Annotated in this window: 26 protein-coding genes and 1 pseudogene; 20 read left to right on the top strand and 7 right to left on the bottom strand. The window is 32.2% G+C overall.

Going from position 1 to position 25,514, the window contains the following annotated elements; genetic code table 11:
- Nucleotides 1–5: 5 nt before the first annotated feature.
- Together miaA and hfq are read left to right on the top strand one after the other, a co-directional pair.
- Nucleotides 6–953 (top strand): tRNA (adenosine(37)-N6)-dimethylallyltransferase MiaA, encoded by a 948-nt coding sequence (gene miaA, locus BJS11_RS08490; RefSeq protein ID WP_069995812.1) that lies wholly within the window; start codon nt 6–8, stop codon nt 951–953.
- A 1-nt stretch (nt 954) separates the two neighbouring features.
- Nucleotides 955–1,179 (top strand): RNA chaperone Hfq, encoded by a 225-nt coding sequence (hfq, locus tag BJS11_RS08485; RefSeq protein ID WP_069995813.1) that lies wholly within the window; start codon nt 955–957, stop codon nt 1,177–1,179.
- A 232-nt stretch (nt 1,180–1,411) separates the two neighbouring features.
- Here hfq and BJS11_RS08480 read toward each other — a convergent pair whose 3' ends face one another.
- Complete coding sequence (locus BJS11_RS08480; RefSeq protein WP_142351584.1) at nt 1,412–1,891, bottom strand: glutathione peroxidase; 480 nt, start codon at nt 1,889–1,891, stop codon at nt 1,412–1,414.
- A gap of 101 nt (nt 1,892–1,992) precedes the next feature.
- On the opposite strand from BJS11_RS08480, the gene hflX reads away from it, so the two are divergent.
- The 9 genes from hflX (at nt 1,993) to BJS11_RS08435 (ending at nt 10,706) form a co-directional block, all read left to right on the top strand.
- A complete protein-coding gene (hflX, locus tag BJS11_RS08475) occupies nt 1,993–3,228 on the top strand; it encodes a GTPase HflX (protein WP_069995815.1) in 1,236 nt (411 codons plus the stop codon).
- A gap of 15 nt (nt 3,229–3,243) precedes the next feature.
- The gene (locus BJS11_RS08470; protein WP_070014079.1) at nt 3,244–4,470 is read left to right on the top strand and encodes a methionine gamma-lyase family protein; all 1,227 of its coding nucleotides are present in this window, start codon (nt 3,244–3,246) and stop codon (nt 4,468–4,470) included.
- 253 nt (nt 4,471–4,723) lie between these two features.
- Nucleotides 4,724–5,092 (top strand): MerR family transcriptional regulator, encoded by a 369-nt coding sequence (locus BJS11_RS08465; RefSeq protein WP_069995817.1) that lies wholly within the window; start codon nt 4,724–4,726, stop codon nt 5,090–5,092.
- 20 nt (nt 5,093–5,112) lie between these two features.
- A complete protein-coding gene (gene glnA, locus BJS11_RS08460; RefSeq protein WP_069995818.1) occupies nt 5,113–6,453 on the top strand; it encodes a type I glutamate--ammonia ligase in 1,341 nt (446 codons plus the stop codon).
- A gap of 557 nt (nt 6,454–7,010) precedes the next feature.
- Nucleotides 7,011–7,208 carry a hypothetical protein gene (locus BJS11_RS08455; RefSeq protein ID WP_069995819.1) on the top strand — a complete coding sequence of 66 codons (198 nt, stop codon included), beginning with the start codon at nt 7,011–7,013 and terminating at the stop codon, nt 7,206–7,208.
- Nucleotides 7,209–7,413: 205 nt separating this feature from the next.
- On the top strand, nt 7,414–8,280 hold the full coding sequence (locus BJS11_RS08450) for an ABC transporter ATP-binding protein (protein ID WP_069995820.1): 867 nt from the start codon (nt 7,414–7,416) through the stop codon (nt 8,278–8,280).
- Nucleotide 8,281: 1 nt separating this feature from the next.
- Nucleotides 8,282–9,016, top strand: coding sequence for an ABC transporter permease (locus BJS11_RS08445; RefSeq protein ID WP_081333111.1), 735 nt, complete (start codon nt 8,282–8,284; stop codon nt 9,014–9,016).
- On the top strand, nt 9,013–10,107 hold the full coding sequence (locus BJS11_RS08440; protein ID WP_069995821.1) for a sensor histidine kinase: 1,095 nt from the start codon (nt 9,013–9,015) through the stop codon (nt 10,105–10,107). Before BJS11_RS08445 ends, BJS11_RS08440 begins: the two co-directional genes overlap by 4 nt.
- Nucleotides 10,104–10,706 carry a response regulator transcription factor gene (locus BJS11_RS08435; RefSeq protein ID WP_069995822.1) on the top strand — a complete coding sequence of 201 codons (603 nt, stop codon included), beginning with the start codon at nt 10,104–10,106 and terminating at the stop codon, nt 10,704–10,706. The genes BJS11_RS08440 and BJS11_RS08435 overlap by 4 nt, the downstream gene beginning before the upstream one ends.
- A 97-nt stretch (nt 10,707–10,803) precedes the next feature.
- Here BJS11_RS08435 and BJS11_RS08430 read toward each other — a convergent pair whose 3' ends face one another.
- Nucleotides 10,804–10,995 (bottom strand): hypothetical protein, encoded by a 192-nt coding sequence (locus BJS11_RS08430; protein WP_069995823.1) that lies wholly within the window; start codon nt 10,993–10,995, stop codon nt 10,804–10,806.
- A 170-nt stretch (nt 10,996–11,165) separates the two neighbouring features.
- On the opposite strand from BJS11_RS08430, the gene nucI reads away from it, so the two are divergent.
- Nucleotides 11,166–11,696 carry a thermonuclease NucI gene (gene nucI / locus BJS11_RS08425; RefSeq protein ID WP_069995824.1) on the top strand — a complete coding sequence of 177 codons (531 nt, stop codon included), beginning with the start codon at nt 11,166–11,168 and terminating at the stop codon, nt 11,694–11,696.
- A 75-nt stretch (nt 11,697–11,771) separates the two neighbouring features.
- Here the strand turns inward: nucI and BJS11_RS08420 are convergent, their stop codons facing one another.
- Nucleotides 11,772–12,635, bottom strand: a complete 864-nt coding sequence (locus tag BJS11_RS08420) for a hypothetical protein (RefSeq protein ID WP_069995825.1) — start codon at nt 12,633–12,635, stop codon at nt 11,772–11,774.
- A gap of 269 nt (nt 12,636–12,904) precedes the next feature.
- On the opposite strand from BJS11_RS08420, the gene BJS11_RS08415 reads away from it, so the two are divergent.
- Together BJS11_RS08415 and BJS11_RS08410 are read left to right on the top strand one after the other, a co-directional pair.
- Complete coding sequence (locus BJS11_RS08415) at nt 12,905–13,360, top strand: sugar phosphate isomerase family (protein WP_069996694.1); 456 nt, start codon at nt 12,905–12,907, stop codon at nt 13,358–13,360.
- 111 nt (nt 13,361–13,471) lie between these two features.
- Nucleotides 13,472–14,065 (top strand): hypothetical protein, encoded by a 594-nt coding sequence (locus tag BJS11_RS08410; protein ID WP_069996695.1) that lies wholly within the window; start codon nt 13,472–13,474, stop codon nt 14,063–14,065.
- A gap of 101 nt (nt 14,066–14,166) precedes the next feature.
- On the opposite strand, the gene BJS11_RS08405 is transcribed toward BJS11_RS08410, so the two are convergent.
- Nucleotides 14,167–15,534 (bottom strand): aspartate kinase, encoded by a 1,368-nt coding sequence (locus BJS11_RS08405; RefSeq protein ID WP_069996696.1) that lies wholly within the window; start codon nt 15,532–15,534, stop codon nt 14,167–14,169.
- A 190-nt stretch (nt 15,535–15,724) separates the two neighbouring features.
- Here BJS11_RS08405 and BJS11_RS08400 point away from each other — a divergent pair, with 190 nt between their 5' ends.
- The 5 genes and pseudogenes from BJS11_RS08400 (at nt 15,725) to BJS11_RS13925 (ending at nt 21,253) form a co-directional block, all read left to right on the top strand.
- Entirely contained in the window at nt 15,725–17,005 is a 1,281-nt protein-coding gene (locus BJS11_RS08400) for a homoserine dehydrogenase (RefSeq protein WP_069996697.1), read from the top strand.
- Nucleotides 17,006–17,010: 5 nt separating this feature from the next.
- A complete protein-coding gene (gene thrC, locus BJS11_RS08395; protein ID WP_070014077.1) occupies nt 17,011–18,072 on the top strand; it encodes a threonine synthase in 1,062 nt (353 codons plus the stop codon).
- A gap of 1 nt (nt 18,073) precedes the next feature.
- Complete coding sequence (gene thrB, locus BJS11_RS08390; RefSeq protein ID WP_069996698.1) at nt 18,074–18,994, top strand: homoserine kinase; 921 nt, start codon at nt 18,074–18,076, stop codon at nt 18,992–18,994.
- Nucleotides 18,995–19,038: 44 nt separating this feature from the next.
- The gene (locus tag BJS11_RS08385) at nt 19,039–19,842 is read left to right on the top strand and encodes a Cof-type HAD-IIB family hydrolase (RefSeq protein ID WP_069996699.1); all 804 of its coding nucleotides are present in this window, start codon (nt 19,039–19,041) and stop codon (nt 19,840–19,842) included.
- 269 nt (nt 19,843–20,111) lie between these two features.
- Nucleotides 20,112–21,253: pseudogene (locus tag BJS11_RS13925) on the top strand (IS110 family RNA-guided transposase).
- Between the two features lie 43 nt (nt 21,254–21,296).
- On the opposite strand, the gene BJS11_RS08370 reads toward BJS11_RS13925, so the two are convergent.
- Nucleotides 21,297–21,611 (bottom strand): hypothetical protein, encoded by a 315-nt coding sequence (locus tag BJS11_RS08370; protein WP_069996702.1) that lies wholly within the window; start codon nt 21,609–21,611, stop codon nt 21,297–21,299.
- 200 nt (nt 21,612–21,811) lie between these two features.
- Nucleotides 21,812–23,257: an amino acid permease gene (locus BJS11_RS08365; protein WP_069996703.1), complete on the bottom strand. Its 1,446-nt coding sequence runs from the start codon at nt 23,255–23,257 to the stop codon at nt 21,812–21,814.
- Nucleotides 23,258–23,481: 224 nt separating this feature from the next.
- Here BJS11_RS08365 and BJS11_RS08360 point away from each other — a divergent pair, with 224 nt between their 5' ends.
- Nucleotides 23,482–24,969 carry a catalase gene (locus tag BJS11_RS08360; RefSeq protein ID WP_069996704.1) on the top strand — a complete coding sequence of 496 codons (1,488 nt, stop codon included), beginning with the start codon at nt 23,482–23,484 and terminating at the stop codon, nt 24,967–24,969.
- 188 nt (nt 24,970–25,157) lie between these two features.
- Here BJS11_RS08360 and BJS11_RS08355 read toward each other — a convergent pair.
- The coding region (locus tag BJS11_RS08355) for a transposase (protein ID WP_148114209.1) at nt 25,158–25,514 on the bottom strand (357 nt) is incomplete at its 5' end.

Raw genomic sequence — 25,514 nt, 5'->3', positions numbered from 1 at the left:
TAAAAGTGCATAACGATAAACCATTTATTATTGTAATAGTAGGGCCTACTGCAGTAGGGAAAACAGAATTTAGTATTGAACTGGCCAAAAAATATAATGGTGAGATTATTAGTGGGGACTCCATGCAAGTGTATAAATATATGGATATAGGAACAGCTAAAATTACTCATGAAGAGATGTCAGGCGTTCCACATCATATGATAGATATTTTAGAACCCGATGAAAATTTTTCAGCATATGATTTTAAAAATAGAGCGCAACAGTTGATAACAGAAATTACTGAAAGAGGACATGTACCAATTGTTGTAGGAGGAACAGGTCTCTATATTCAATCATTAATCCACGATTATGCATTTGAAGATGAAACGATTTCTGAAGCACATGAACAAAGAGTAGAAGCAGAATTAGCTAGACTAGATCAATTATCAAATGAAGAATTACATCAGTATTTAGCTACATTTGATGAAGTTTCTGCAGAAGACATTCATCCCAATAATAGAAAAAGAGTACGAAGAGCGATACAATATTATTTAAAAACGAAAAAACTTTTAAGTTCAAGAAAGAAAATGCAACAATTCACAGAAAATTATGATACATTATTAATAGGGATAGAAATGTCGCGGGACACATTATATCAAAAAATTAATAAACGCGTAGATATAATGTTGGAACGCGGATTACTAAGTGAAGTGCAGCAACTCGTTGAACGTGGATATGCTTCGAGTCAAAGTATGCAGGCTATTGGATATAAAGAAATGGTACCTGTCGTTGAGCAAAATATGAATTTAGAAGAAGCATCAAATAAATTAAAGCAACATTCTAGAAATTATGCGAAGCGCCAAATGACTTGGTTTAAAAACAAATTAGACGTGTTGTGGTTAGATAGAGAGAACAAGTCACTTTCATTGATGTTAGATGAAGTTTCAGTCCAAATACAGAAAAGGAGAACATAACATGAATACACCAGAAAACATCCAAGACAAATTCCTAGGACAATTTAAGGCTGATCAAACTAAAATCATTGTATTTTTAGTGAATGGTTTTCAAATGAAAGGAATCATTGAAGATTATGACAAGTACATCGTTTGCTTATTATCACAAGGTAAACAGCATTTAATTTATAAACATGCAATCAGTACGTTTACAATCGATGATTCAGTTTCTAATGACGAAGAGTAACACAAATTTCTACATACGTAAGTTATAAGTGACATTATTATCATTTATAATTTATATTTAGTATATTAACGTAGTGTTATGTGTCATTTGTAAGAATATCAATACTAGAAAAACGCCATTTCCCATTAAGTTCAAAAACTTGAGGAATTGGCGTTTTATTTGAATTTTGAACTGTAACAATGACCACTTAATCATTGCGCATCAAATTAGCATAAAATAATATAATTAAAGCTTATTTTAATAGCGATTCAATTGCAGTTTCGATTTGATTTGGTTTCTTTTGTGGTGAAAAACGTTGGACAACATTACCTTGTTTATCGACTAAAAACTTAGTGAAGTTCCACTTGATTTTTTCATTTAAGAAACCACTTTGTGCTTCTGTTAAAAACTTGAATAATGGGTGTTGATTGTCACCTTTGACATTGACTTTTTCATGCATTGGGAACGAAACACCATAATTGATCTTACAATTTTGCGTTGCTTCCTCACCTGTTCCAGGTTCTTGACCTCCAAATTGATTACAAGGGAAACCTAACACTACAAAATCTTGGTCTTTATAGGATTCATATAATGCCTGTAATCCCTCAAATTGTGGTGTGAACCCACACTCACTCGCAGTATTTACGATTAACATGACTTTATTTTTATATTGTTCTAATTTATATGCGTCACCATTCGGCTTCTGTACTTCAATATCATATATGTTCATTATAAGTCACCTCTTGTTAATAATTTAACATAAATGAAGGATATAGTCTTTATATTGGCACTATGATAGAATGGCAAAGAAAACTTTGAAAAGAGGTGCATGTTATGACACAACACGAAACACATACAACTGAGCAACAATTAGAGAGAGCTGTCCTCATCGGAGTAAATGCTCAGTCAGATGATGACTTTAATTTTGAGTCTACAATGGAAGAGCTCGCATCATTGTCTGCCACGTGTCAGTTAAATGTGCAAGAACAATTTACTCAAAATAGGACGCGCTTTGATAATAAGTATTATGTTGGTAAGGGTAAATTAGATGAAATTAAAGATTATATAGAGTTTCATGACATTGATGTTGTTGTAGCAAATGATGAATTGACAACAGCACAATCTAAAACGCTAAATGGTAATTTAAATGTGAAAATTATTGACCGAACGCAGTTAATATTAGAAATATTTGCTTTGCGTGCACGTAGTAAAGAAGGTAAGTTGCAAGTAGAATTAGCGCAATTAGACTATTTAATGCCAAGGTTACAAGGTCATGGACGGAGCTTATCACGTTTAGGTGGTGGCATAGGGACAAGAGGTCCAGGTGAAACGAAATTAGAGATGGATCGTCGTCATATTAGAACGAGAATGAATGAAATCAAACATCAATTAGAAACAGTGGTCGAACATAGAGAAAGATATCGAAATAAACGTGAGCAGAATCATGTTTTTCAAGTAGCATTAGTTGGCTATACGAATGCTGGAAAATCATCATGGTTTAATACTTTAGCAAAAGAAACGACATATGAAAAGAATTTGTTATTTGCAACGCTAGACCCGAAAACGAGACAAATTCAAATCAATGACGGCTTCAATCTAATTATTTCAGATACAGTAGGGTTTATTCAAAAATTACCGACGACATTAATTGCTGCATTTAAGTCGACATTGGAAGAAGCGAAAAATGCAGATTTATTATTACATGTCGTAGATAGTAGTCATCCCGAATACAGAGCGCAATACGATACTGTAAATCAAATTATTAACGATTTAGATATGGCGCATATACCACAAGCAATCATTTTTAATAAAAAAGATTTGCAAAAGGGCAGTTTACCAGCAACGAATAAACCACATGTGTTTGTCTCAAGTAAAAATGAAAATGATATTATTAAAGTGAAAGATTTATTATTCGATCAAGTGAAACAAGTACTGACATATTATGAAGAAACAGTACCTAGTTCCGATGCGGATCGACTATACTTTCTAAAGCAACATACACTCGTTTCAGATTTGAATTTTGATGAAACAGCTGCAACGTATGAAGTTAAAGGTTATAAAAAAGATTAAAGGAAGTAATGAAATATGGAAACGATGAAACAACGTGTTGCAGAAACAGAAGCGACATTAGCACCATTTTTTAAGAAAATAGAAGAAATTGCATATATCAATCAGGAAAAGGTATTGGATGCGTTTCATGCAGTAAAAGTATCTGAAAGTGATTTGCAGGGAACTACTGGATATGGGTATGATGATTTTGGAAGAGATCATTTAGAGTCAGTCTATGCGCATACATTTAAAGCAGAAGATGCAATCGTAAGGCCACAAATTATTTCTGGTACACATGCAATCACGTTAGCTTTACAAAGCACATTGAAATATGGTGATGAGTTACTCTATATTACTGGAGACCCTTACGACACTTTGCTTGAAGTCATTGGTATTAATGGGAATGGCATTGAAAGTCTTAAAGAGCATGGTGTGAGTTATAATAAAGTGGATTTAAAAGATGGTGATATTGATATTGAAGAAGTAATGTGCCAAATCAATCCGCAAACAAAGGTCATCGCCATTCAACGGTCTAAAGGGTACGATCAACGTCCATCACTCGACTTAAATTTAATTGAAAAAGCAATTCAGCAAATTAAAGAAAAACATCCAAATATTATTGTATTTGTCGATAATTGTTATGGTGAATTTGTGGAAAGTCGAGAACCCATTGAATGTGGTGCGGATTTAATAGCAGGTTCATTAATTAAGAATCCAGGCGGAGGTTTAGCAAAAATAGGTGGTTATATTGCAGGCAAAGCTGATCTAATAGCCCGTTGCGGTTACCGTTTGACAGCTCCAGGTATCGGTAAAGAAGCTGGAGCATCGTTAAATTCGCTACAAGAAATGTATCAAGGGTTCTTTTTAGCACCTCATGTAGTGAGCCAAAGTTTAAAAGGTGCATTATTTACGAGTTTACTGTTAGAGAAAATGAACATGCGTACATTTCCACGTTATGATGAACCTAGAACAGACTTAATTCAAACAGTTGCTTTTGACACTAAAGAACAAATGATACAATTCTGTCAAAGTATTCAGCAAGCGTCTCCAATTAATGCACATTTTAGTCCGGAACCAGCATATATGCCTGGATATGAAGACGATGTTATTATGGCTGCTGGTACGTTTGTACAAGGATCTTCGATAGAGTTAACTGCGGATGGGCCAATTCGTCCACCATTTGAAGCTTATGTTCAAGGCGGTTTAACTTATGAACATATTAAGTTAGCTGTGACGAGAGCAGCACAACGTTTACAAATATAATTTGCATAATCTTTATTTTAATTAATAATATGAAAGATCTCTCAAAACTTTCGCTGCATATGAGTATGTCGCGAAAGTTTTTAGATTTTTTTGAAAGAAATTTCAGAAAATTAAAACTTAGAAACTTTGCAAGTCAATTAATCCCAGTGATATCAATGTGTTCAGGTTCCATGTTAGAAAACCTGACATATTTTTGTAATTCATCAAAGTTTATGCTAAATTTATATCAAGTTCAAAAGTAGAGGTGATCGGAGTGCAGTCAAATGATACATTACGACGAAGTATGCCCGTTTTCCCTATGAGTGTTGTCACTAAATTAAGCGAATTAACTGCAAGACAGATTCGTTATTATGAAACACATGAACTCATTAAACCACAACGGTCAGAAGGTAATAAACGATTATTTTCATTAAATGATTTGGAACGCTTGCTTGAAATTAAGAAATTAATTGAGAAGGGCTTTAATATTAAAGGTATTAAACAAATTATTAGAAATGAACAAGATCACCTTACTGATGATGAACAAGAAACTAGAAAACAAATGATAGTTGAAGCTACTCAGAAACCACAACGAGAAGCAATACCAATAAACCGTGGCGATTTATCACGATTTATTAAATAAAAATACGGGGGACCTATATTATGCCAAAACGTTCATTTACAAAAGAAGATATTCATAAGTTTGCTAAAGAAGAAAATGTTAGATATTTAAGATTACAATTTACAGATATATTAGGTGTTATTAAAAACGTTGAAGTACCAGTAAGCCAACTAGAAAAAGTATTAGACAACGAAATGATGTTCGATGGATCATCTATCGAAGGTTTCGTACGTATTGAAGAATCTGATATGTATCTATATCCTGATTTAGATACATGGGTAATATTCCCATGGACAGCTGGACAAGGTAAAGTTGCACGTTTGATTTGTGATATTTATAAAACAGATGGTACACCATTCGAAGGTGACCCACGTGCAAACTTAAAACGTGTTTTAAATGACATGCAAGAACTTGGATTTTCTGATTTAAATTTAGGGCCTGAGCCAGAATTCTTCTTATTCAAATTAGACGAAAAAGGCGAACCTACACTAGAATTAAATGATGATGGTGGTTACTTTGACCTTGCACCAACAGATTTAGGTGAAAATTGTCGTCGTGACATCGTATTAGAATTAGAGGATATGGGCTTCGACATTGAAGCAAGTCACCACGAAGTAGCACCTGGTCAACATGAAATTGATTTCAAATATGCAGATGCAATTACTGCTTGTGACAATATTCAAACATTCAAGCTAGTTGTTAAAACAATTGCACGTCAACATAATTTACATGCAACGTTTATGCCAAAACCACTATTCGGAGTAAATGGTAGCGGAATGCACTTTAATATGTCGCTTTTCAAAGGTAAAGAAAATGCATTCTTTGATCCAGATGGCGATATGCAAATGACTAAAGATGCTTATCACTTTATCGCAGGTGTCTTGAAAAATGCACGTGGATTCACAGGCGTATGTAACCCACTTGTAAACTCTTATAAACGTTTAGTTCCTGGTTATGAAGCACCATGTTATATCGCGTGGAGTGGTAAAAACCGTTCTCCATTAATCCGTGTACCATCTTCTCGTGGATTATCTACACGTGTTGAAGTACGTTCAGTTGACCCAGCAGCTAATCCTTACTTAGCTTTAGCGGCTATTTTACAAGCTGGATTAGATGGTATTAAGAACAAATTAGAAGTTCCTGAGCCAGTTAACCAAAATATCTATGAAATGAATCGTGAAGAACGTGAAGCGGTAGGTATCGAAGATCTTCCTTCAACATTATATACTGCAATCAAAGCAATGAAAGATAATGAACCAATCAAGAAAGCCTTAGGTAATCACATTTATAATCAATTTATAAACTCAAAATCCATTGAGTGGGATTACTACAGAACACAAGTTTCTGAATGGGAAAGAGAACAATATATTAAACAATACTAGGTGCTGAACAAAGGGGTTAAACACTAGGTATATAAGCAATCCGAGTCATTCTAATGTAATGATTCGGGTTGTTTTTTGTAGCAACATTTATTTATAAATATCTTTTGGAGAAAAATTTGGTGCAGAAACTTTTAAAATATTGCATGAGTTCAAATACCTTGTAAAAGAGAACAAATATTCAAATAACCAAAAGGATAAAGAAAGAGATTAGAACATCGATACGTTCCAATCTCTAAACGATTACTATCTAATTGTTGTCGGAATGATTTATCCGAATATTGCGTGCGAAAATGGTATTAAATATAAGACTATTAATGTAATGCTAACTAAAAAGTAAATAATAAACGCACGCAATTCTTTTGACTTTAAGAAGATAATCACCTCACTATTTTAGAGTGAATATTAATAGTAAAATATTATTATCTGAAATTCAACTCAGACCTATGTTTTCGATTTAATATGAATATTACAATAATAAATAGCAAAATTATTTGTCTACAACATAAACACATAGTATAATAACGCTAATAAAATAATCTTTATAAGGGGATAGAATGATGCAAGAAGTAAAAATAAAAACATTAAAAGCTGAATCATTAAATGAATTAGAAGCAAGTATTAACGACTATTTGAAGAATGATGAAGTATCAAATTATAAGCTGTTAAATTCAACAGTACGTGAAGTTGAAGAACGAACGTTTTCAGCAAATGAGCAAGAATTCCATGCATTCCTAACATTTATAAAAGAAGTATAACCAATTGATTTAAGTATACTGTGAGGCATTTTGCTTCACGGTATTTTTTTTGCATTCTACAAAACCATAGTTTTATTATGTAAAGTTAAATAATACATATCTCTTAAAATAATGACATTTGTCATAAGTAATCTATGACATAAAGCACTACATCAATGAATACAGTACAGTCATAATGAAATTAAGCTATTAAGGGAGTGATTATATGATTAAAATCAATCATTTAACTAAAACGTATAACAGTAAGCGAGTTGTTGATAATGCAACGTTTAGTATTTTAGAAGGAAAATGTACCGCATTAATTGGACCTAATGGAGCAGGGAAGTCAACGCTCATCGATATGATTATAGGAGATCGCCATCCATCTTCTGGCAATATTGATGACGAACAAGGATTGTTGCAATCACAAAATTTAGGAATTATGTTTCAAAAAACAAATTTTCCGGATTTGATAAAAGTAAAAGAGCTGTATTATCTATTTGCAAATTTATATAAAGATACGATTTCAATAGAAAGATTTTGTATGATTACGCGATTCGATGACAATCAATTAAATCAATATGCCAATAAATTATCAGGAGGTCAAAAACGTATACTAGATTTTGCATTATCTCTAATTGGCAAACCGAAATGTGTCTTCTTAGATGAACCAACAAGCGCAATGGATGTTCAGATGAGAACACACTTTTGGAATATTGTTACAGAACTTAAAAATGAAGGTGTTACGCTATTTTATACTTCGCATTACATTGAAGAAGTAGAACGCATGGCTGATCATGTGATTGTATTAGAAAAAGGAAAAGTGATATTAAATGATAAACCTGAATCAATCAAAGATCGTCAACAAACCTCAATTATATACTTACCTTCAAAGTATCAGTCGGTAGTTGATTCAGTAGAAACGTTAGCATATACACGTGAAAATAATAAATTGCGTATATCAACAGATAATGTCCATGCAGTGATAGAAAGATTTATAGCACAGCAAATAGATTTAAACGAAATTGAAATAACTAAGGCAAGTCTGTTAGAAACAATTTTTACTAATAACAATACGGAAGGGATGAAGTAGTTTGATGAATTATTATTTAAAAACAGAAATTAAACTATTATTTCGAAAAAAAGTGTATTTGGTACTTTCTATATTATTACCGCTTGCATTTTATTTACTATTTACTTCCATACTTGATTTACCTGAAGCAGCTAAAAAGCCATTTTATAAAGAATATATGTATAGTATGACAGCATTTAGTTTAACAAGTTTTTGCTTAATGCAATTCCCTATAGATTTGATTAATGATAAAACAACAGGGTGGTATAAGAATCTGATGCGTACACCGTTACAAGCATATCAATATTATATGGTGAAAATATTTAAAATGATGTTTCAATTTATCTTAGCAATTGTACTTATTTTTATAGTAGCGCATGTAATGAAAGGTGTTACAATGTCAACGTATGATTGGATACTTTCAGGATTTGTTTTGTGGATAGGGGCAAGTACATTTTTAACAGTCGGAGTCCTATTATCTCAACTTAATGAAATTCAAAAGGCGAGTAGTATTGGCAATATTTTGTATTTAGGATTAGCTATTTTAGGTGGCTTGTGGTTCCCTGTGAGTCAATTTCCAGAATGGATGCGTAAAATTGCGTATATCACACCAACATATCATTTAAAACAAATTGCATATGATATAGGGAAAGGTGACGTATTGAACTGCGTCTCACTGTTTGTCTTGCTGATTTATAGTATACTGTTTTTAATTGCTGCACTAATTATTCAAAAAAGAAGAGATGTGGATATATGATAAAAAAACTAAACTTAAATGTAATAGATGTATCAAGTTTAGTATATTTAATTTTTATAGTAATTCCTTTATTTACATTTGATATCAAAGGGAGCTATTGGGGATACGTAGCTGTATTTATAATATTCACAATTTCCTATGTTTCTTTAGCATTATTTTCAAAATATCTTTCAATGAAAATAATTTATTTATGTCTAGTTATCCATTATCTAGGCATTATGTATTTTATTTATTCAATAGGTCCAGCTACAAGTTTATATTTATTTTTCAGTTCATTTTTATTGCCATTTATATTGAAAGTAACAATGAAATCTGTAGCATTTGTCATGTTCCTTACCGTGTTATTAGTGAATTTATTGATAACGTATTTGGTCGATCCAATGAGCTTAGGTTACTTAGCTATCATGTACCTAGCGATACTATTAATTACGATTGGTAATTTTAAACAGCGAGAAAATATAAAAATTAGACAAGCTTTAGAAGAAAAAAATAAACGTATTAATGTATTGATTGCAGAACAAGAACGTAATCGAATTGGCCAAGATTTACATGATACGCTTGGTCATGTGTTTGCAAGTATGAGTTTAAAGTCTGAACTTGCTATCAAATTGCTCGAGAATGATCCTGGAAAAGCAAAAGCGCAAATGTTAGAAGTTAATACCATGTCAAAAGAAGCATTAAATAAAGTGCGTGCAATTGTGAATGATTTAAAAATACAATCTTTCGAAGACGAAGTGAAATCTATGCACGCCTTATTAAACAATGCAAATTTAAATTTTAAATTTCATAATGTTGAACTTGCGAATGGCATAAATCCTTCTAAACAGTCCTTGTTAGCAATGCTCTTAAGAGAAGCAATCAACAATATATTAAAACATGCGCAAGCGACATCTGTGGAAGGTTATTTAACAGAATCACCAGAAGATATTATACTCGTCATTGAGGATAATGGTGTGGGTATCGACAATCTCCAGACAGATGATTTAAAAAGTATTAAAACACGAGTGGCATTAATGCATGGCTCATTAGATGTGAAATCAGTCAACGGCTTATGTCTTACAGTAAAAATTCCAAGAGGTGAAACGCAATGATAACAATTGCTTTAGCAGAAGACCAAACGATGTTAAGAGAAGCTATGGTACAGCTACTTAATTTAAATGAAAATTTGGACGTTGTAGCAAGTACGGGTGATGGTAAAGAAGCATTGGCTTTGATTAAATCAGAGCAGCCTCAAGTAGCTATATTAGATATTGAAATGCCTGGAATGACTGGTTTAGAAATATTACGTGAGGTTAGGGAAGGTCAATTCAATGTCAAAGTGATTATTGTGACAACATTTAAGCGACCTGGATACTTTGAATCTGCTGTAGCTAATGATGTTGATGCATACGTATTAAAAGAGCGTTCAATCGATGAATTGGTAGGCACTATAGAAAAAGTTCTCAATAATGAGAAAGAATACAGCAAATCATTGATGACTTCATTATTTACAGAGAAAAATCCGCTAACACCTAAAGAGCAACTCGTGTTAAGAGAAATTGGAAAAGGGCTTACAAGTAAAGAAATTGCAAAAAATCTGTTCTTATCTGATGGAACGATTAGAAATTATACATCCAATATTATTGATAAACTTGAAGCTGAAAATCGCTTTGAAGCATGGAATATTGCTGAACATAAAGGATGGTTGTAGATATACTTGTACTTCGTGTTGTGAATACGAAGAAGCTAAAGCATAAATAAAAAACTTCTCGCAAGTATAACGGTGAGAAGTTTTTTGATTAAACATATTATTTACGTTTATTTTTAGTGATTATTGTTTGGATAATAAAAACGATGAATCCAATGAAAAGTCCTAAGAAAATTGCTACCACGGCAGAGACTATGAGTGGTAAATCGAATTGATATTGTAGTGTAAGACCTATGATAATCGCAATGATAACTGCAATAATTGTAACCATGTTTTCTTTAAAAGTACTCAAATTGTTCACTCCTATTCATTTCATATTATATCATGACTTAATTCTTTAAATAAATAGATTCAAAGAGAAGGCTTTTAAGATATTGCAAAGTAATGTGTATAATGTTGTCTTGACGGTAACTTTAATCTTCTATATGATGATTTGGACAATATAAAGAAGTAGGTGCAACTGTGCAATCAAAGAAAACAATGACTAGTATTGTCGTCATCGTTGTTGTATTAGGCGTATTAGCTTTTCAATTTATCAATCATAGTGGTCCTTTTCAAAATAGCACTTCAGATACTTCATCTGGTCCAGAAGATGCAGAAAAAGTACATGTCGAGCGTGTTGTAGATGGTGATACATTGGTTGCTAAAAATGAGCAGAATGAACAACTTAAAGTAAGGCTTATAGGTGTAGATACACCTGAAACGGTGAAACCAAACACACCTGTACAACCATATGGAAAAGAAGCTTCTGATTACTCTAAAAAACATCTTTCCAATAGAGATGTATATTTAGAATATGATAAAGAAAAAGAAGATAGATATGGTAGGACATTAGCCTATGTGTGGCTTGATGATAAGACGATGTTTAACGAACAATTAGTAAAAAATGGTTTAGCTAGAGAGAAGTATTTTTCTCCAAATGGAAAATACAGAGAAGTATTTAAGAAAGCAGAACAAAATGCAAAAAATAATAAACTTAATATTTGGAGTTAAGTTGTGAATAAAAAAAGGAATCCGTTACGTTAGCGGATTCCTTTTTTATACTGTTTTACATATGATGTTTAGTTTTTAATTAAAACGATCTATGAGCTGATCATATTGTGCTTTAGTTAAAGTTTGATTTGTCGCTGCAATCGTTTCACCAATAATTTGTTGCAATGATGATTTTGAAGATACAGTTTCAACGTATTTACTTCTTGTCGCTGGTCCATCAATAATATTTACACTACCATCAGTAAAGTAAACAAGCCCTACATTCTTAATATGTTGGTTTAATTTTTCGTGAATTTTTGCTTCTAATGCTTGAGTATTAATTGATGATTGTTCAAATGGATCATGATTATAAAAATCGTATATTACTGAATTATTCTTAATCCGTTCAATAAACGTATAAGTCGTTGAACGTGTAGATTGAAATTGGCTATGAAATTGATTGACGATGTAGCGCCCAATCGTTTGATTGAGTGAATCACTATTAATATGACTTTCGGTTTCAGCATCGTTAGCAGTAAAGTGATAAAAAGTTTTTTGTTTCCAATTTTTAACATTGATATTAAAAATACCTTTATCAGTGATAGCTATATAATCAAAAGTTCTAGCATATTCAAAAAGTGGATGCTTCACTGCAAGATTACCTGTAGCAATGATTTCGAAATTTTGTATATGACCCTCATTTTTATATTGAGTTAAGATACTATTTAGGTCATGTTTAGCCTTTCTTAAACCATGATGATGTGTGTCATTGCTCGAATGTTTATCTAACATCTGGTTTTTTAAATACGTATTCTCACGCGTGATTGTACTGATTTTTGTAACTAATTGATCTTTAGCGTATGTTTCAGTTTCCAATTTATGTTGCATCACGCGATGATTGATAATCATTACAACTACTAAAAGAATTATTATGATTATTAATATAAGTGGGAAAAACATTGGTTATCATCCTAGTCTTATTAAAATTTTATACATATCTTATTCTACGACTTTATTTAACATTGTACAAATTATATAATTCGGAATTCTTTAAGAAATATGATTATATGTACTATAAAATGATTGTTAAAATTATGTGATTTTACACTTAGAAAAAATGTAGATGTACATATATTGAGTGTCTAACTTTTTATTGGTTTAACTTAGTGCGAGATATGGATATAATATTTATATGTTATATAAAAGATACGAGAAGGTGGTAATACATTTTGAGTGCTATAAAATCTTACTTTAAAGAAATTATTAATACAATTCAATGGGATGACATTATTGCATTTGATAATCACCCATTTGCATATAGAGTTATAGACGACTTATATAAAAAGAATATCAAAATATCCGTTATTAGTTATTCGACAGATATTATTAGGTATGTATCAAAATATACTGATTTTAATATTATTATTCCTAACGGTATAGTTAACAGTGCAAACCACCATATTATTGGTGAAGATGTGAAACAAACGTTTGCTAAATATCAAATTCGATATTATTTTGTTACTGCAACACATATGAATGAGGAAAAATTATATCAAGATAATATGACGATTGCTCATATACAGAGTGCATTAAATGAACGCGCTGAACAGATACTTTTAATGAATAGGCCAGAAATAATATCATTAGATTTACAACATAATTATAGTGAAATTGGTTGTTTTTAACGTGTTTTGTGTTTTGTTTCACATTTTTGTAATTAATGCATTGAAAAAAGCACCTACAAATTATATAATATGAATTATTGGAAACGCTTACTTTATTTAGGGGGTGCTTATTTGAATAACAAAAGTATTGATAATGTGAAAAATATTGTAAAGACATTAAATGAACAAGTACCTAACTTAATTAAATTTAATGGTGAAGTTGCCAAACAATTATTTTTAAAAGATGAATTCAATTTAAATGGTAAAGTCGATATAAGCGTTGAAAGAAAATTCTTAGGTGAAGTATTAAAACACATTCCTAACATACATCGAATCATTTTACATGATACTGAGCGTGCTTCATCCCAATACGAAGAGTTAGATTTTTCTAAGGTAACACATGCCGAAATTTTTGATGATGAAAAATTGATTATGACAATCATTGTATATGATGTCGAAAATGAAGAATGGATGTTTAGATGGAATCATAATATCAGATTACCAGAAAAGAATATTTATTTTCATTCGATAAAATGGGATGTTGATTATATTAAACCAGAAATTGTATTAATGTATGAACTTTTAGATCCGATTGATTATCATCAATTACCTAATTATAGAAGTGTTATTGATTCGTTAAGTTACTATCAATTTGTTATTTTGAGATTAGTTGTGGGTGATGAAAGAATTAATCAAGCACTTATTTCAGAGAAAAAAGCAATTTAAAATCCTTCAAATCATTGAAATGTTTGTATAAACAGAAACAATGTATTTGAAGGATTTTTCTTTTTGTTTAAGGAAATATATTACGTTGAATAGAATTCTATTTAAATCTTTAGGCACTTACCATTATAACAATACTCATAAGTTGATTTAACTGCTTTATCAGCATCTGCAACATCTATACCAAACATGATAGATATTTCAGATGCACCTTGGTTCATCATTTTTAAATTTATCTTAGACTCAGCTAAAGCATGCGTGATTGTATTAGCAGTACCAATGATGCGATGCATACCTTCGCCTACAATCATCAAAATTGCTAAATCGTGCTCAACGCTCAATTCATCTACATCACATTTTTCACGTATGTCATTTAAAACTCTTTCTTCTTTATTTTGTATTTCTTTTGACCGCATGATAATACTGATGTTATCAATTCCAGAAGGCATATGATCAAAAGAAATATTGTAATCCTCTAAGATAGCAAGAATTTTTCTAGTAAAACCAACTTGTCGGTTCATTAGATATTTTTTGATGTTTAATACTGTAAAGCCCTTATCGCAACTAATTCCGCTAATAACATTATTAGAATTGATTTCTCTATCATGACGTATAAATGTACCGATATCATCTGGTTTATTTGTATTTTTAATGACGACAGGAATTCTATCCTTATGAAGTGGTTGTAGTGCTTCGTCGTGAAAGACACCAAATCCTGCGTACGATAATTCACGCATTTCTCTATAAGTAATTTCATCAATCACTTCGGGATTTTTAACAATAGTTGGGTTTGCCCTAAAAATGCCGGATACATCAGTAAAATTTTCATATAAATCAGCTCTTACACCGCGTGCAACGATGGCACCAGTAATATCTGATCCTCCACGAGGAAATGTAACGATATGATTCTGTCTGGAAACACCAAAGAAACCTGGGATAATCAACTTCTCTTTGTAGTTTCTTAATTTATATAATGCTTCATAGGATTGATCTAAGATTTGTGCGTTTTGAGGTAAATCTGTAACTTGGATACCTGCTTCTCCTGGAGAAATGTATCGAGTAGGCACGCCTTGACTGTTATTATATTCAGCAATTAATTGGGCATTAAAATTTTCACCACATGATAATAATGCATCTAATAAACGATTGGGTTTGTCCTTTAAAGTAAAAATGTAATAGTCTAATGTTTGATCAATCTTTGATAGTAAACCATCATGCATATGTAACGCATCAATAATGTCGGCATATCTCTGAACGATTTCTTGTTTTTTAGACAAATAGTCTAAGTTTTGAATTACTTTTTCATATAACCTTATAAGTAAATCTGTTGTTTTGATATCTTCAGCATGCCTTTTTCCTGGTGCAGATACGATAATGATCTTTCTGTTGTCGTCCGAATTTACAATATTGAGAACTTTTTTTATTTGTTCTGCATTTGATACAGAACTTCCTCCAAATTTGGCAACTTTCATAGTAGATACCAACCTTTCTAAAAAATCAGAAAATTTTGTTTAGTTTTTATCACTGGAGTGATAGGATAGATATAAGATTAGTAGTTTCGAACTTTACAAAAAGAATGAATGAACTTATACTATACCATATTCAAGTATTTTTCAACTGTACAATTGTATTTTTAAGAAGAACAATCGGAGGAATGAAAACATGAAAGAATTAAATGTCGCATTACTTGGCTTAGGAACTGTAGGGTCTGGTGTAGTCAAAATTATAGAAGAAAATCGAGCACAGATTAAAGAAACAATGAATAAAGATATTAATATTCGACACATTTTAGTCAGAGACAAATCAAGAAAACGCTCAATAAATGTGTCGAATTATCATTTGACTGAAGATATCGATGAGATTTTAAATGACGAGAGCATTGATATCATCATTGAAGTAATGGGCGGTATTGAACCAACAGTAGATTGGTTGAAACGTGCATTGAGTCAAAAGAAACATGTTGTAACAGCAAATAAAGACTTGTTGGCAGTGCATCTTAACGTATTAGAAGATTTAGCACAAAAAAATGATGTAGCGCTAAAATACGAAGCAAGTGTTGCTGGTGGGATTCCTATTGTTAACGCAATTAATAATGGTTTAAATGCAAATAATATAAGTAAATTTATGGGAATTCTAAATGGAACATCAAACTTTATCCTCAGTAAAATGACGAGAGAATCATCATCTTTTGAAGATGCATTAGACGAAGCTAAAGCATTAGGTTTTGCAGAAGCAGACCCTACAGATGATGTAGAAGGTATCGATGCTGCGAGAAAAGTTGTGATTACTTCATATTTATCATTTAACCAAGTGATTAATTTAAATGATGTAGATAGACATGGTATAAGTGATGTAGAACCATCAGATATACAGGTTGCAGATAAATTAGGCTATAAGATTAAATTAATTGGTAAAGGTACTTATGAAAATGGGCAAGTCCAAGCGTCGGTTGCACCTACATTAATAAATAAATCACACCAACTTGCTGCAGTAGAAGATGAATTTAACGCAATTTATGTAATCGGTGATGCAGTTGGCGAAACGATGTTTTACGGTAAAGGTGCGGGAAGCTTAGCAACGGGAAGTGCTGTTGTTAGTGACTTATTAAACGTAACTTTACATTTCGAATCTAACTTACACACATTGCCACCGCATTTTGAATTAAAAACAGAGAAAACCAAAGCCATCATGGAAGATGCGGATACAGTTTCATTGAAAGATAAAGCAAGTTACTACTTAGTTGTTCAAACGGATGGAGAAGATGCTAACAAAGTTGAAACTGTAATAAAAGGTCATTTACCATTCCATAAATCATTAAATATTACAGAACGTGATGCACATACTGCTGGCGTTGTTATTATTGGTATTGATGAAGATCCTGAACCAGCAATCACAGAATCAGGATATATTGTTAAGAAAATTTATCCAGTTGAAGGGGTTTAATTATTATGAAAAATTGGCAAGGTTTAGTTGAAGAATTTAAGTCATATTTACCGGTAAATGAAGCAACACCACTTTTATCACTGAATGAGGGACATACACCTCTAATATACTGTGAAGCAATGTCTAAAATGCTCGGTATTGAATTGCATGTTAAATATGAAGGTGCTAATCCTACAGGTTCATTTAAAGATAGAGGCATGGTTATGGCGATGGCAAAAGCAAAAGAAGAAGGAAAGAAAATAGTTATTTGTGCTTCAACAGGTAACACTTCAGCGTCTGCTGCTGCATATGCTGCACGTGCTGGTTTGAAAGCTATAGTTGTTATTCCAGAAGGGAAAATAGCTTTAGGTAAATTATCTCAAGCTGTAATGTATGGTGCAGAAATTGTATCCATTGAAGGGAACTTTGATGAAGCTTTGGAAATTGTTCAAGAAGTGGCAAAAAATGGCGAAATTGCATTGGTTAACTCTGTAAATCCTTATCGTATTGAAGGACAAAAAACAGGAGCCTTCGAAGTTATCGAGCAATTAGGAGGCACTGCGCCAGATATTTTATCTATTCCAGTAGGAAATGCTGGTAATATCTCTGCATATTGGAAAGGTTTTAAAGAATTTCATGAAAAAAATAATACACAGTTGCCAAATATGTATGGTTTTCAAGCTGAAGGCGCATCGCCTATCGTTCAAAACAAAGTTGTAGAACAACCTGAAACAGTAGCGACAGCAATTAGAATTGGGAATCCTGCAAGTTGGGATAAAGCTACACGTGCTCTTGAAGAATCAAATGGATATATCGATAGTGTGACAGATGATGAAATTTTAGAAGCTTATCAATTGATGGCACGAAAAGAAGGTATCTTTAGTGAGCCAGCAAGTAATGCTTCTATAGCAGGGCTCATTAAGTTACATCGTGCTGGTAAATTACCTCAGGGCAAAAAAGTAGTCTCCGTATTAACAGGAAATGGACTTAAAGACCCTGATACAGCAATTTCACTACTAGACAATCCAATTAAACCATTACCAAATGATAGACAAAGTATTTTGGATTATATTAAAGGGGCTCTATAGCATGAAAGAAGGTTTATACTTAAAAATACCGGCATCTACTGCAAATTTAGGTGTCGGTTTTGATTCAATTGGTATGGCTTTAAACAAATTTTTATATTTAACTGTTACTATAAGTGAAGAAAATAAGTGGTTATTTCACCATATCGGACCCAATGTTGATGGATTACCAGCAGATGAAAGTCACTATATTTTTCAAATAGCACAAAAAGTAGCCAGAAAACATAATATTGTTTTGCCAAACTTAAAAATAGAAATGCGAAGTGAAATACCCTTAGCACGCGGTTTAGGATCTTCTGCATCTGCTTTAGTTGGTGCATTGTATATCGCCAATTATTTTGGTGATATTGAATTATCAAAATATGAATTATTGCAACTTGCGACAGAATTTGAAGGCCACCCTGACAATGTTGCTCCGACCATTTATGGTGGCTTAGTATTAGGTTATTATAATTCAGAGACGAAAGTAACAGATATTTCATATATTGATACACCAAAAGTAGATATTATTATTACAGTGCCGCCTTATAAATTAAAGACGAGTGATTCGAGACAAGCGTTACCTGATACATTTTCACATACACAAGCTGTTCAAAATAGTGCGATAAGTAATACGATGATTAGTGCTTTAATTCAACATAATTATAAACTAGCAGGTAAAATGATGGAACAAGACGGGTTTCATGAGCCTTACCGACAACATTTAATTCCAGAATTTAAGAAAATTAAGCATATTGCAAAAGATTATGCAGCTTACGCAACGGTGATTAGTGGAGCAGGTCCATCCGTACTTACAATGATTGCTCCTGAACGAAGTGGAGAATTAGTGCGCAAACTAAAAACAGAATTTGAGCAATGTCGTTCTGAACTAGTAACAATTAATGAAAGTGGTGTTTCGGCCAAAGTGTTGTACGAATCTCTTTAATTTGTTGTAATATAAAGTGAAGATGTTGAAGGGAGAAGGACTGCATGAGTAAGTATAAAATGATTGTAATGGATATGGACGATACATTGATGAATGAAGAAAATCAAATGAGTCCAGAAACAGAATCCTATTTATTAGAAGTTCAAGAAAAAGGATATAGAGTTGTGCTAGCATCGGGTCGGCCTACAGAAGGTATGTTACCAACTGCTAAATTATTAAATTTAGACGGTTTTCAAAGTTATGTAATTAGCTACAATGGTGGAAAAACAGTCAATGTTGCAACAGAGATGGTGGAAAAAAGCCGCGGCATTAGTAAAGCAGATTTTGATGCAATCGTAGATTTTTGTAGAGAGCATCAATTATTTGTATTAACATATCATGAAGGTCAAATTATATTTGAGGGCGATCATGAATATATGAATATTGAGTCTGAACTAACTGGATTACCGATGAAACGTGTAGACGATATTAAAGCATATATTCAAAATGATGTACCAAAAGTTATGGGTGTTGATTATGTCGCAACCATATCCAAATTACAAACAGAATTAGATGGGCAGTTCAATGAAACGGTTGATGTGACAACAAGTAAACCCTTTTTCCTAGAATTTATGGCAAAAGGTGTTTCAAAAGGAAATGCGGTTACAGCATTATGTGAAGAACTTGATATTAAATTGTCAGAAGTTATTGCATTTGGTGACAGCTCCAATGACATTTCAATGTTAAGTGTAGTTGGCTATGCAGTCGCAATGGGGAATGCTAATGATAAAGTGAAAGCTGTTGCAGATGAAGTTACATTAAGTAACGGTGATAATGGCATTCCATATATGTTAAAACAAATATTATAACAAAACTAAAAACATACGTAAGATTAGCTATGAAGAAATCTATGACGATAGATTTTTTCATAGCTATTTTTTATAGTTATAGAGAAAAGTAGATCGTGCGATCCCTTGGATTATAAATCCGTATAAAAAACTGATCAGCTTTACTCTCACCTTTTGAAATTCGATTGTAGTATGTTGTGTTCTTGAAACCGTGTATAGGAAAGTGAAATGAGAAAGGTTAAGTAAAGTTTTCAAAACTTCTCAACTTATTATTTTAGGAGGTTATTTATATCAATCATTTAGGTGTTGATTTTAGTAAAAAGGAAAGTGTCATTGCACATTATTGTGACGGTGATTTTGTAAATGAATTTATAATACAAAATCACCAAAATGGGTTTAATTATTTACTTAAATATTTGAATACATTATCGAATAGGTTCCTGATATTTGAGTAGACCGGTATTTATTCAAGAAGTATGGTTAGATTTTGTCAGACAAACAAGGTTAATTTCGTTGAAATTAACCCATTAGAAGCTAAGTTTAAAACAAGTTCATTACAATCATGGAAAACAGATAAATCAGATGCACATAAACTTGCAATGTTAGCTACAAATATTGAGAATCATCGATCTTCAAATATATCTGACGATATTTATTTTGAATTAAGAGAACGTGCTCGGTTTCATCTAGAAATGCAAAGCGAACAAACACGATTAAAAGTAGAAATTGTTGAAGCATTACACCAAACTTTTCCTGGACTAGAAAAGCTATTTAAGAATCGTTATTCAATCATTGCGCTTAATATAGCTGAACAATTCCCACATCCTGAAATTGTGAAAAACAAGATTTAGAAGCTCTTATTGAGAGTGTTTTTAATTCCACTGACAAAGGTTTATCTATAGAAAAAGCAGAAAAATATGCGAAAAAATTAATAACACTCGAAAATGAAAGTAATCCATATGTAGATATACATTCGTTTCTAGTAAAAAAGGTGAGAATATTAATCCAACAACTGAAGCGTTCTATATTACAAATGAAGCAATTAGATGAAGAGATGATTCAATTAGCTAAACAACTTGATTGTTTTGAAGCAATTTATGCTATCCCCGGAATTGGTGCTCTTACAACAGCTTTGATCATTGGAGAAATAGGAGATATCACTCAATTTAAATCAAATAAACAATTAAATGCTTATGTAGGAATTGATATCAAACGATATCAATCAGGAAGTACACAGTATAGAGATACAATTAACAAACGAGGAAATAAAAATGCTCGAAAGCTATTGTTTTGGGTTGTAATGAATATCATTCGGGGTCAGCGACATTATGATAACCACATTATTGATTATTACTATAAATTAAAAAAGCAGCCTCATGAGAAAACTGATATGCTCCCTTCAAAGTTTTCATTTTTTAAATGTCTACTTTGAAGGGAGCATATCATTATGTCCCAGGCTCATTTTTGCATACAAGTTATTTAGCTGTGTGTGTCCACTCGTTTTTACCACGATGTCTTTTTACGTGTGCATAAACATTGTCGGCAGCATAATCTAGATTTGTATAAACTGTGATTGAAAAGGCAGATTGATTCTCTTCAAAAGCTTCTTTTAAAAATAAATCCTTGAGATGATCAAATAAGCGCTCCATTTGAGCATGATCTAAACTACTATATTCCCTTAAAGTACGTTTAATTAAGCGTTGGTTACGATCTTCAAGTGATTGTACAACTATAACGAAACGTTCTTCTGTTTCTAATATGTCATCGAATAAATTCGTTTGTCCAATCATAATTTCCACCTCTAGGTAAGTTCATTATTTATATGTATTATACTATATTTCTGTCGGCCTGAAAATATTAGTGATTGAACTTATATACAATTCTAAAACTATAAGGCAAAAAATAATCATTTTTAATTTTGATGTTGGTTTTACGTTAAGAAAAAAGCATTGAAGCAGTTGTTAAAAGTACACTGCTTCAATGCTAATTACTAATTATAATCATGTCGTTTTAAATCTATTTTTTCAAGTTTAACAATTTTAGTTTTCTTTATCCATTTATGTGTTAAATAAATAATTAATAAGATAAACATAGGCGCTAAGTTTCTAAATAATGCTGCAAAATCACCAGACATAATCGATCCTAGTGAATTACCGACAAATAAGAATAATAGGGCTACAATAACAATAATTGGACCTAGTGGATAAAATGGTGCTTTGTATGGTAATACAAGATTTGGATCTTTATTTTGCTTTTTGATTGCTGAGCGAAGTCTTATTTGAGCTAATATACTTGCTCCCCAAATCACAATAATGAGTGATCCGATAATGTTAAGTAATGTAAACACGATATCTGATTTAAATTGTGCTAATACAATGATACTTAAGACGATTACAAAAGTTGCTATAAGTGCAACGATTGGTAATCTAGTTGCCTTGTTCAACTTTGCTAAGAATTTGGGTGCTTGCTTATCTTCTGCCATTGAAAATAACATGCGACTTGTTGTATAAATACCGGAATTTGCGGCAGATAACAATGAAGTTAATATAACTGCATTGATAACTGAAGCCGCGAAAGCAATACCTACACGGTCAAATACGATTGTAAAAGGACTTTGTGAAACAGATTCGTCCTTGTTCAATAACATTGGATCTGTATACGGAATAATAGCTGAAATAACGGCTATAGATAGCACGTAGAATAGCAGTATTCTCCAAAAAACTTGTTTAATTGCTTTTGGCATCGATTTATCAGGATTTGATGATTCGCCTGCTGTAACCGCAACTACTTCTGTGCCACCAACTGAGAAACCGGCTACAAGTAATACAGCTAGGAATCCAGAAATACCGCCTACAAAAGGAGCTTCACCTGTTGTATAGTTTGTTAAACCATATGTTTTTCCACCGAGAATACCAGCAATAGTCAATATACCTATAACAATGAAAGCGATAATAGTGATAACTTTGATTAGCGATAACCAAAATTCAGTTTCACCAAACGCTTTGACGGAAAAAATGTTTAGCAAGAATAGTATCACTAAAAAGATAATACTCCATGTTACTGGGCTGAAAAATTGAAAAGCATCCCAATAGTAAAGTACGCTTGAAGCGATGATGATATCAACACTTGTTACAAGTAACCAAATTGCCCAATATAACCATCCCATTGTAAAACCTAAAGATTTATCTACAAAACGTGTAGAATAAGAACTAAAAGAACCTGAAACTGGATAGAATGTAGCTAATTCGCCAATGGATGACATTAAGAAATATAACATTAATCCGATTATTAAATAGGCGAGTATAGCACCCCCAGGTCCTGCTTGTGAAATCACATTTCCTGTTGCAACAAATAGGCCTGTACCAATTGCGCCACCAATTGCAATCATTGAAATATGACGAGAGTTAAGACCACGATTCATATTATTTTGTGCCATAAAAAAGTCTCCTGTAATTGATTAAAAATTTATATACACTCCATTCTAATGCTTTTATATAGGACAATCAATGCTTTTATTAGGCAATTGTCATAAAATGTTTAAATATTTCGAAAATTGTCTATAAAATTAATGGGGCATAAGTTGCTTTTACAATAATTATACATTAAAATAAATGTTAGATAATAATAATTATTATTTAGACTACGTTAGGGGGAAATATAATGACTAATAACAAAAAATTAACAAGCCTATTTGGTGCTCCTGTCTCAGATAGAGAAAATAGTATGACAGCAGGTCCTAGAGGTCCGTTATTAATGCAAGATTGGTACTTTTTAGAGCAAATGGCTCATTTTGATAGAGAGGTTATTCCAGAACGCCGTATGCATGCTAAAGGTTCAGGTGCGTTTGGAACTTTCACAGTAACTAATGATATTACACAATATACATCAGCAAGTATATTTTCTGAAGTTGGTAAACAAACAGAAATGTTTGCACGTTTTTCAACAGTAGCTGGTGAACGTGGTGCAGCAGATGCAGAACGTGATATTCGTGGTTTCGCATTAAAATTTTATACTGATGAAGGAAACTGGGATTTAGTGGGTAATAATACCCCTGTGTTCTTCTTTAGAGATCCTAAATTATTCGCAAGTTTAAATCACGCAGTTAAACGTGACCCAAGAACAAACATGCGTAGTGCACAAAATAATTGGGACTTTTGGACATCGTTACCAGAAGCATTGCACCAAGTTACTATCTTGATGTCAGATCGTGGTATACCGAAAGGTTTCAGAAACATGCATGGTTTTGGATCACATACTTATTCAATGTATAATGATAAAGGTGAACGTGTTTGGGTTAAATTCCATCACAGAACACAACAAGGTATTGAAAATTTACAGCCTGATGAAGCAGCAAAAGTTATTGCGGAAGATAGAGAATCATCGCAACGTGATTTGTTCGAAGCAATTGAAAATAAAGACTATCCAAAATGGAAAATGTACATTCAAGTTATGACAGAAGAACAAGCAAGAAATCACAAAGACAATCCATTTGACTTAACTAAAGTTTGGTATAAAGGGGATTATCCATTAATCGAAGTTGGTGAATGGGAACTTAATCGTAACCCTGACAACTACTTCCAAGATGTAGAACAAGCAGCGTTTGCTCCAACAAACATTGTACCTGGTATTGATTTCTCTCCAGATAAAATGTTACAAGGTCGTATCTTTTCATATGGAGATGCACAACGTTATAGATTAGGTGTTAACCATTGGCAAATTCCAGTAAATCAACCTAAAGGTGTAGGTGTTGAAAATATTTGTCCGTTTAGTAGGGACGGTCAAATGAGAATTCTTGATAATAATCAAGGCGGTGGACCACATTATTATCCAAATAGTGAAGGTGCGTTTGAAGATCAACCAGAATTTAAAAAACCTGGGTTAAAAGTAGAAGGTGAAGCTTATGAATATGACTATCGCCAAGATGATGACAACTACTTTGAACAACCGGGACGTTTATTTAGATTACAATCTAAAGAGCAACAAGAACGTATTTTCCAAAATACAGCTAATGAAATGCAAGGAACGACATTAGAAGTACAACATCGTCATATTCGTCATTGCTATAAAGCGGATAGCGAATATGGTAAAGGTGTAGCTAAAGCACTAGGTATTGATATTAATGATGTTGATTTAGAAATTAAGGATTAATCGGAAAAACCTTAACATAAATAAAAGGTGAAAATGTTTAATGCAAAAGCCAACGAAAGCAATTGTTTTCGTTGGCTTTTTTTGAGTGTATATAACTGTCATAAAATAGTGTTATTTTAGTTTATATAATTCTTTTAGGCTCTTTGTCAATAACGGTTGGTCTATAAAAAATGAATATATTTGATGCATCAAGCAACTTTTGAATGTTGCTTGATGTGTTTTTTATGTTCAGAGACAAATAATCTAGAAATTATAAGTATTCTATTTCTAAAATTAATAAAATTGCGATAGCCGTAGGCATTTCTCTTTATTAATTTGATTTTATTAATGATTCCTTCAATTGGACCGTTAGTTAATTTTGGATGCTGCATAGTGTTTTCTATAAAAGGTAAATAGTCTTTGAAAGTTTTTATAATACGTTTAAGTCCTTCAAAGAGTTCTTCATTTTCTGCTTTACTTAAAGCTTCTTCAAAATTCTTTATATCGTTCATTCTTAATGCATTTAAAATTTGATGGCCAATTCGATAGGTTGCTTCTAATTTATC

Source organism: Staphylococcus caeli (genome assembly GCF_900097965.1).
Taxonomy (GTDB): domain Bacteria; phylum Bacillota; class Bacilli; order Staphylococcales; family Staphylococcaceae; genus Staphylococcus; species Staphylococcus caeli.
This window is presented reverse-complemented; position numbering and strand designations above follow the sequence as displayed.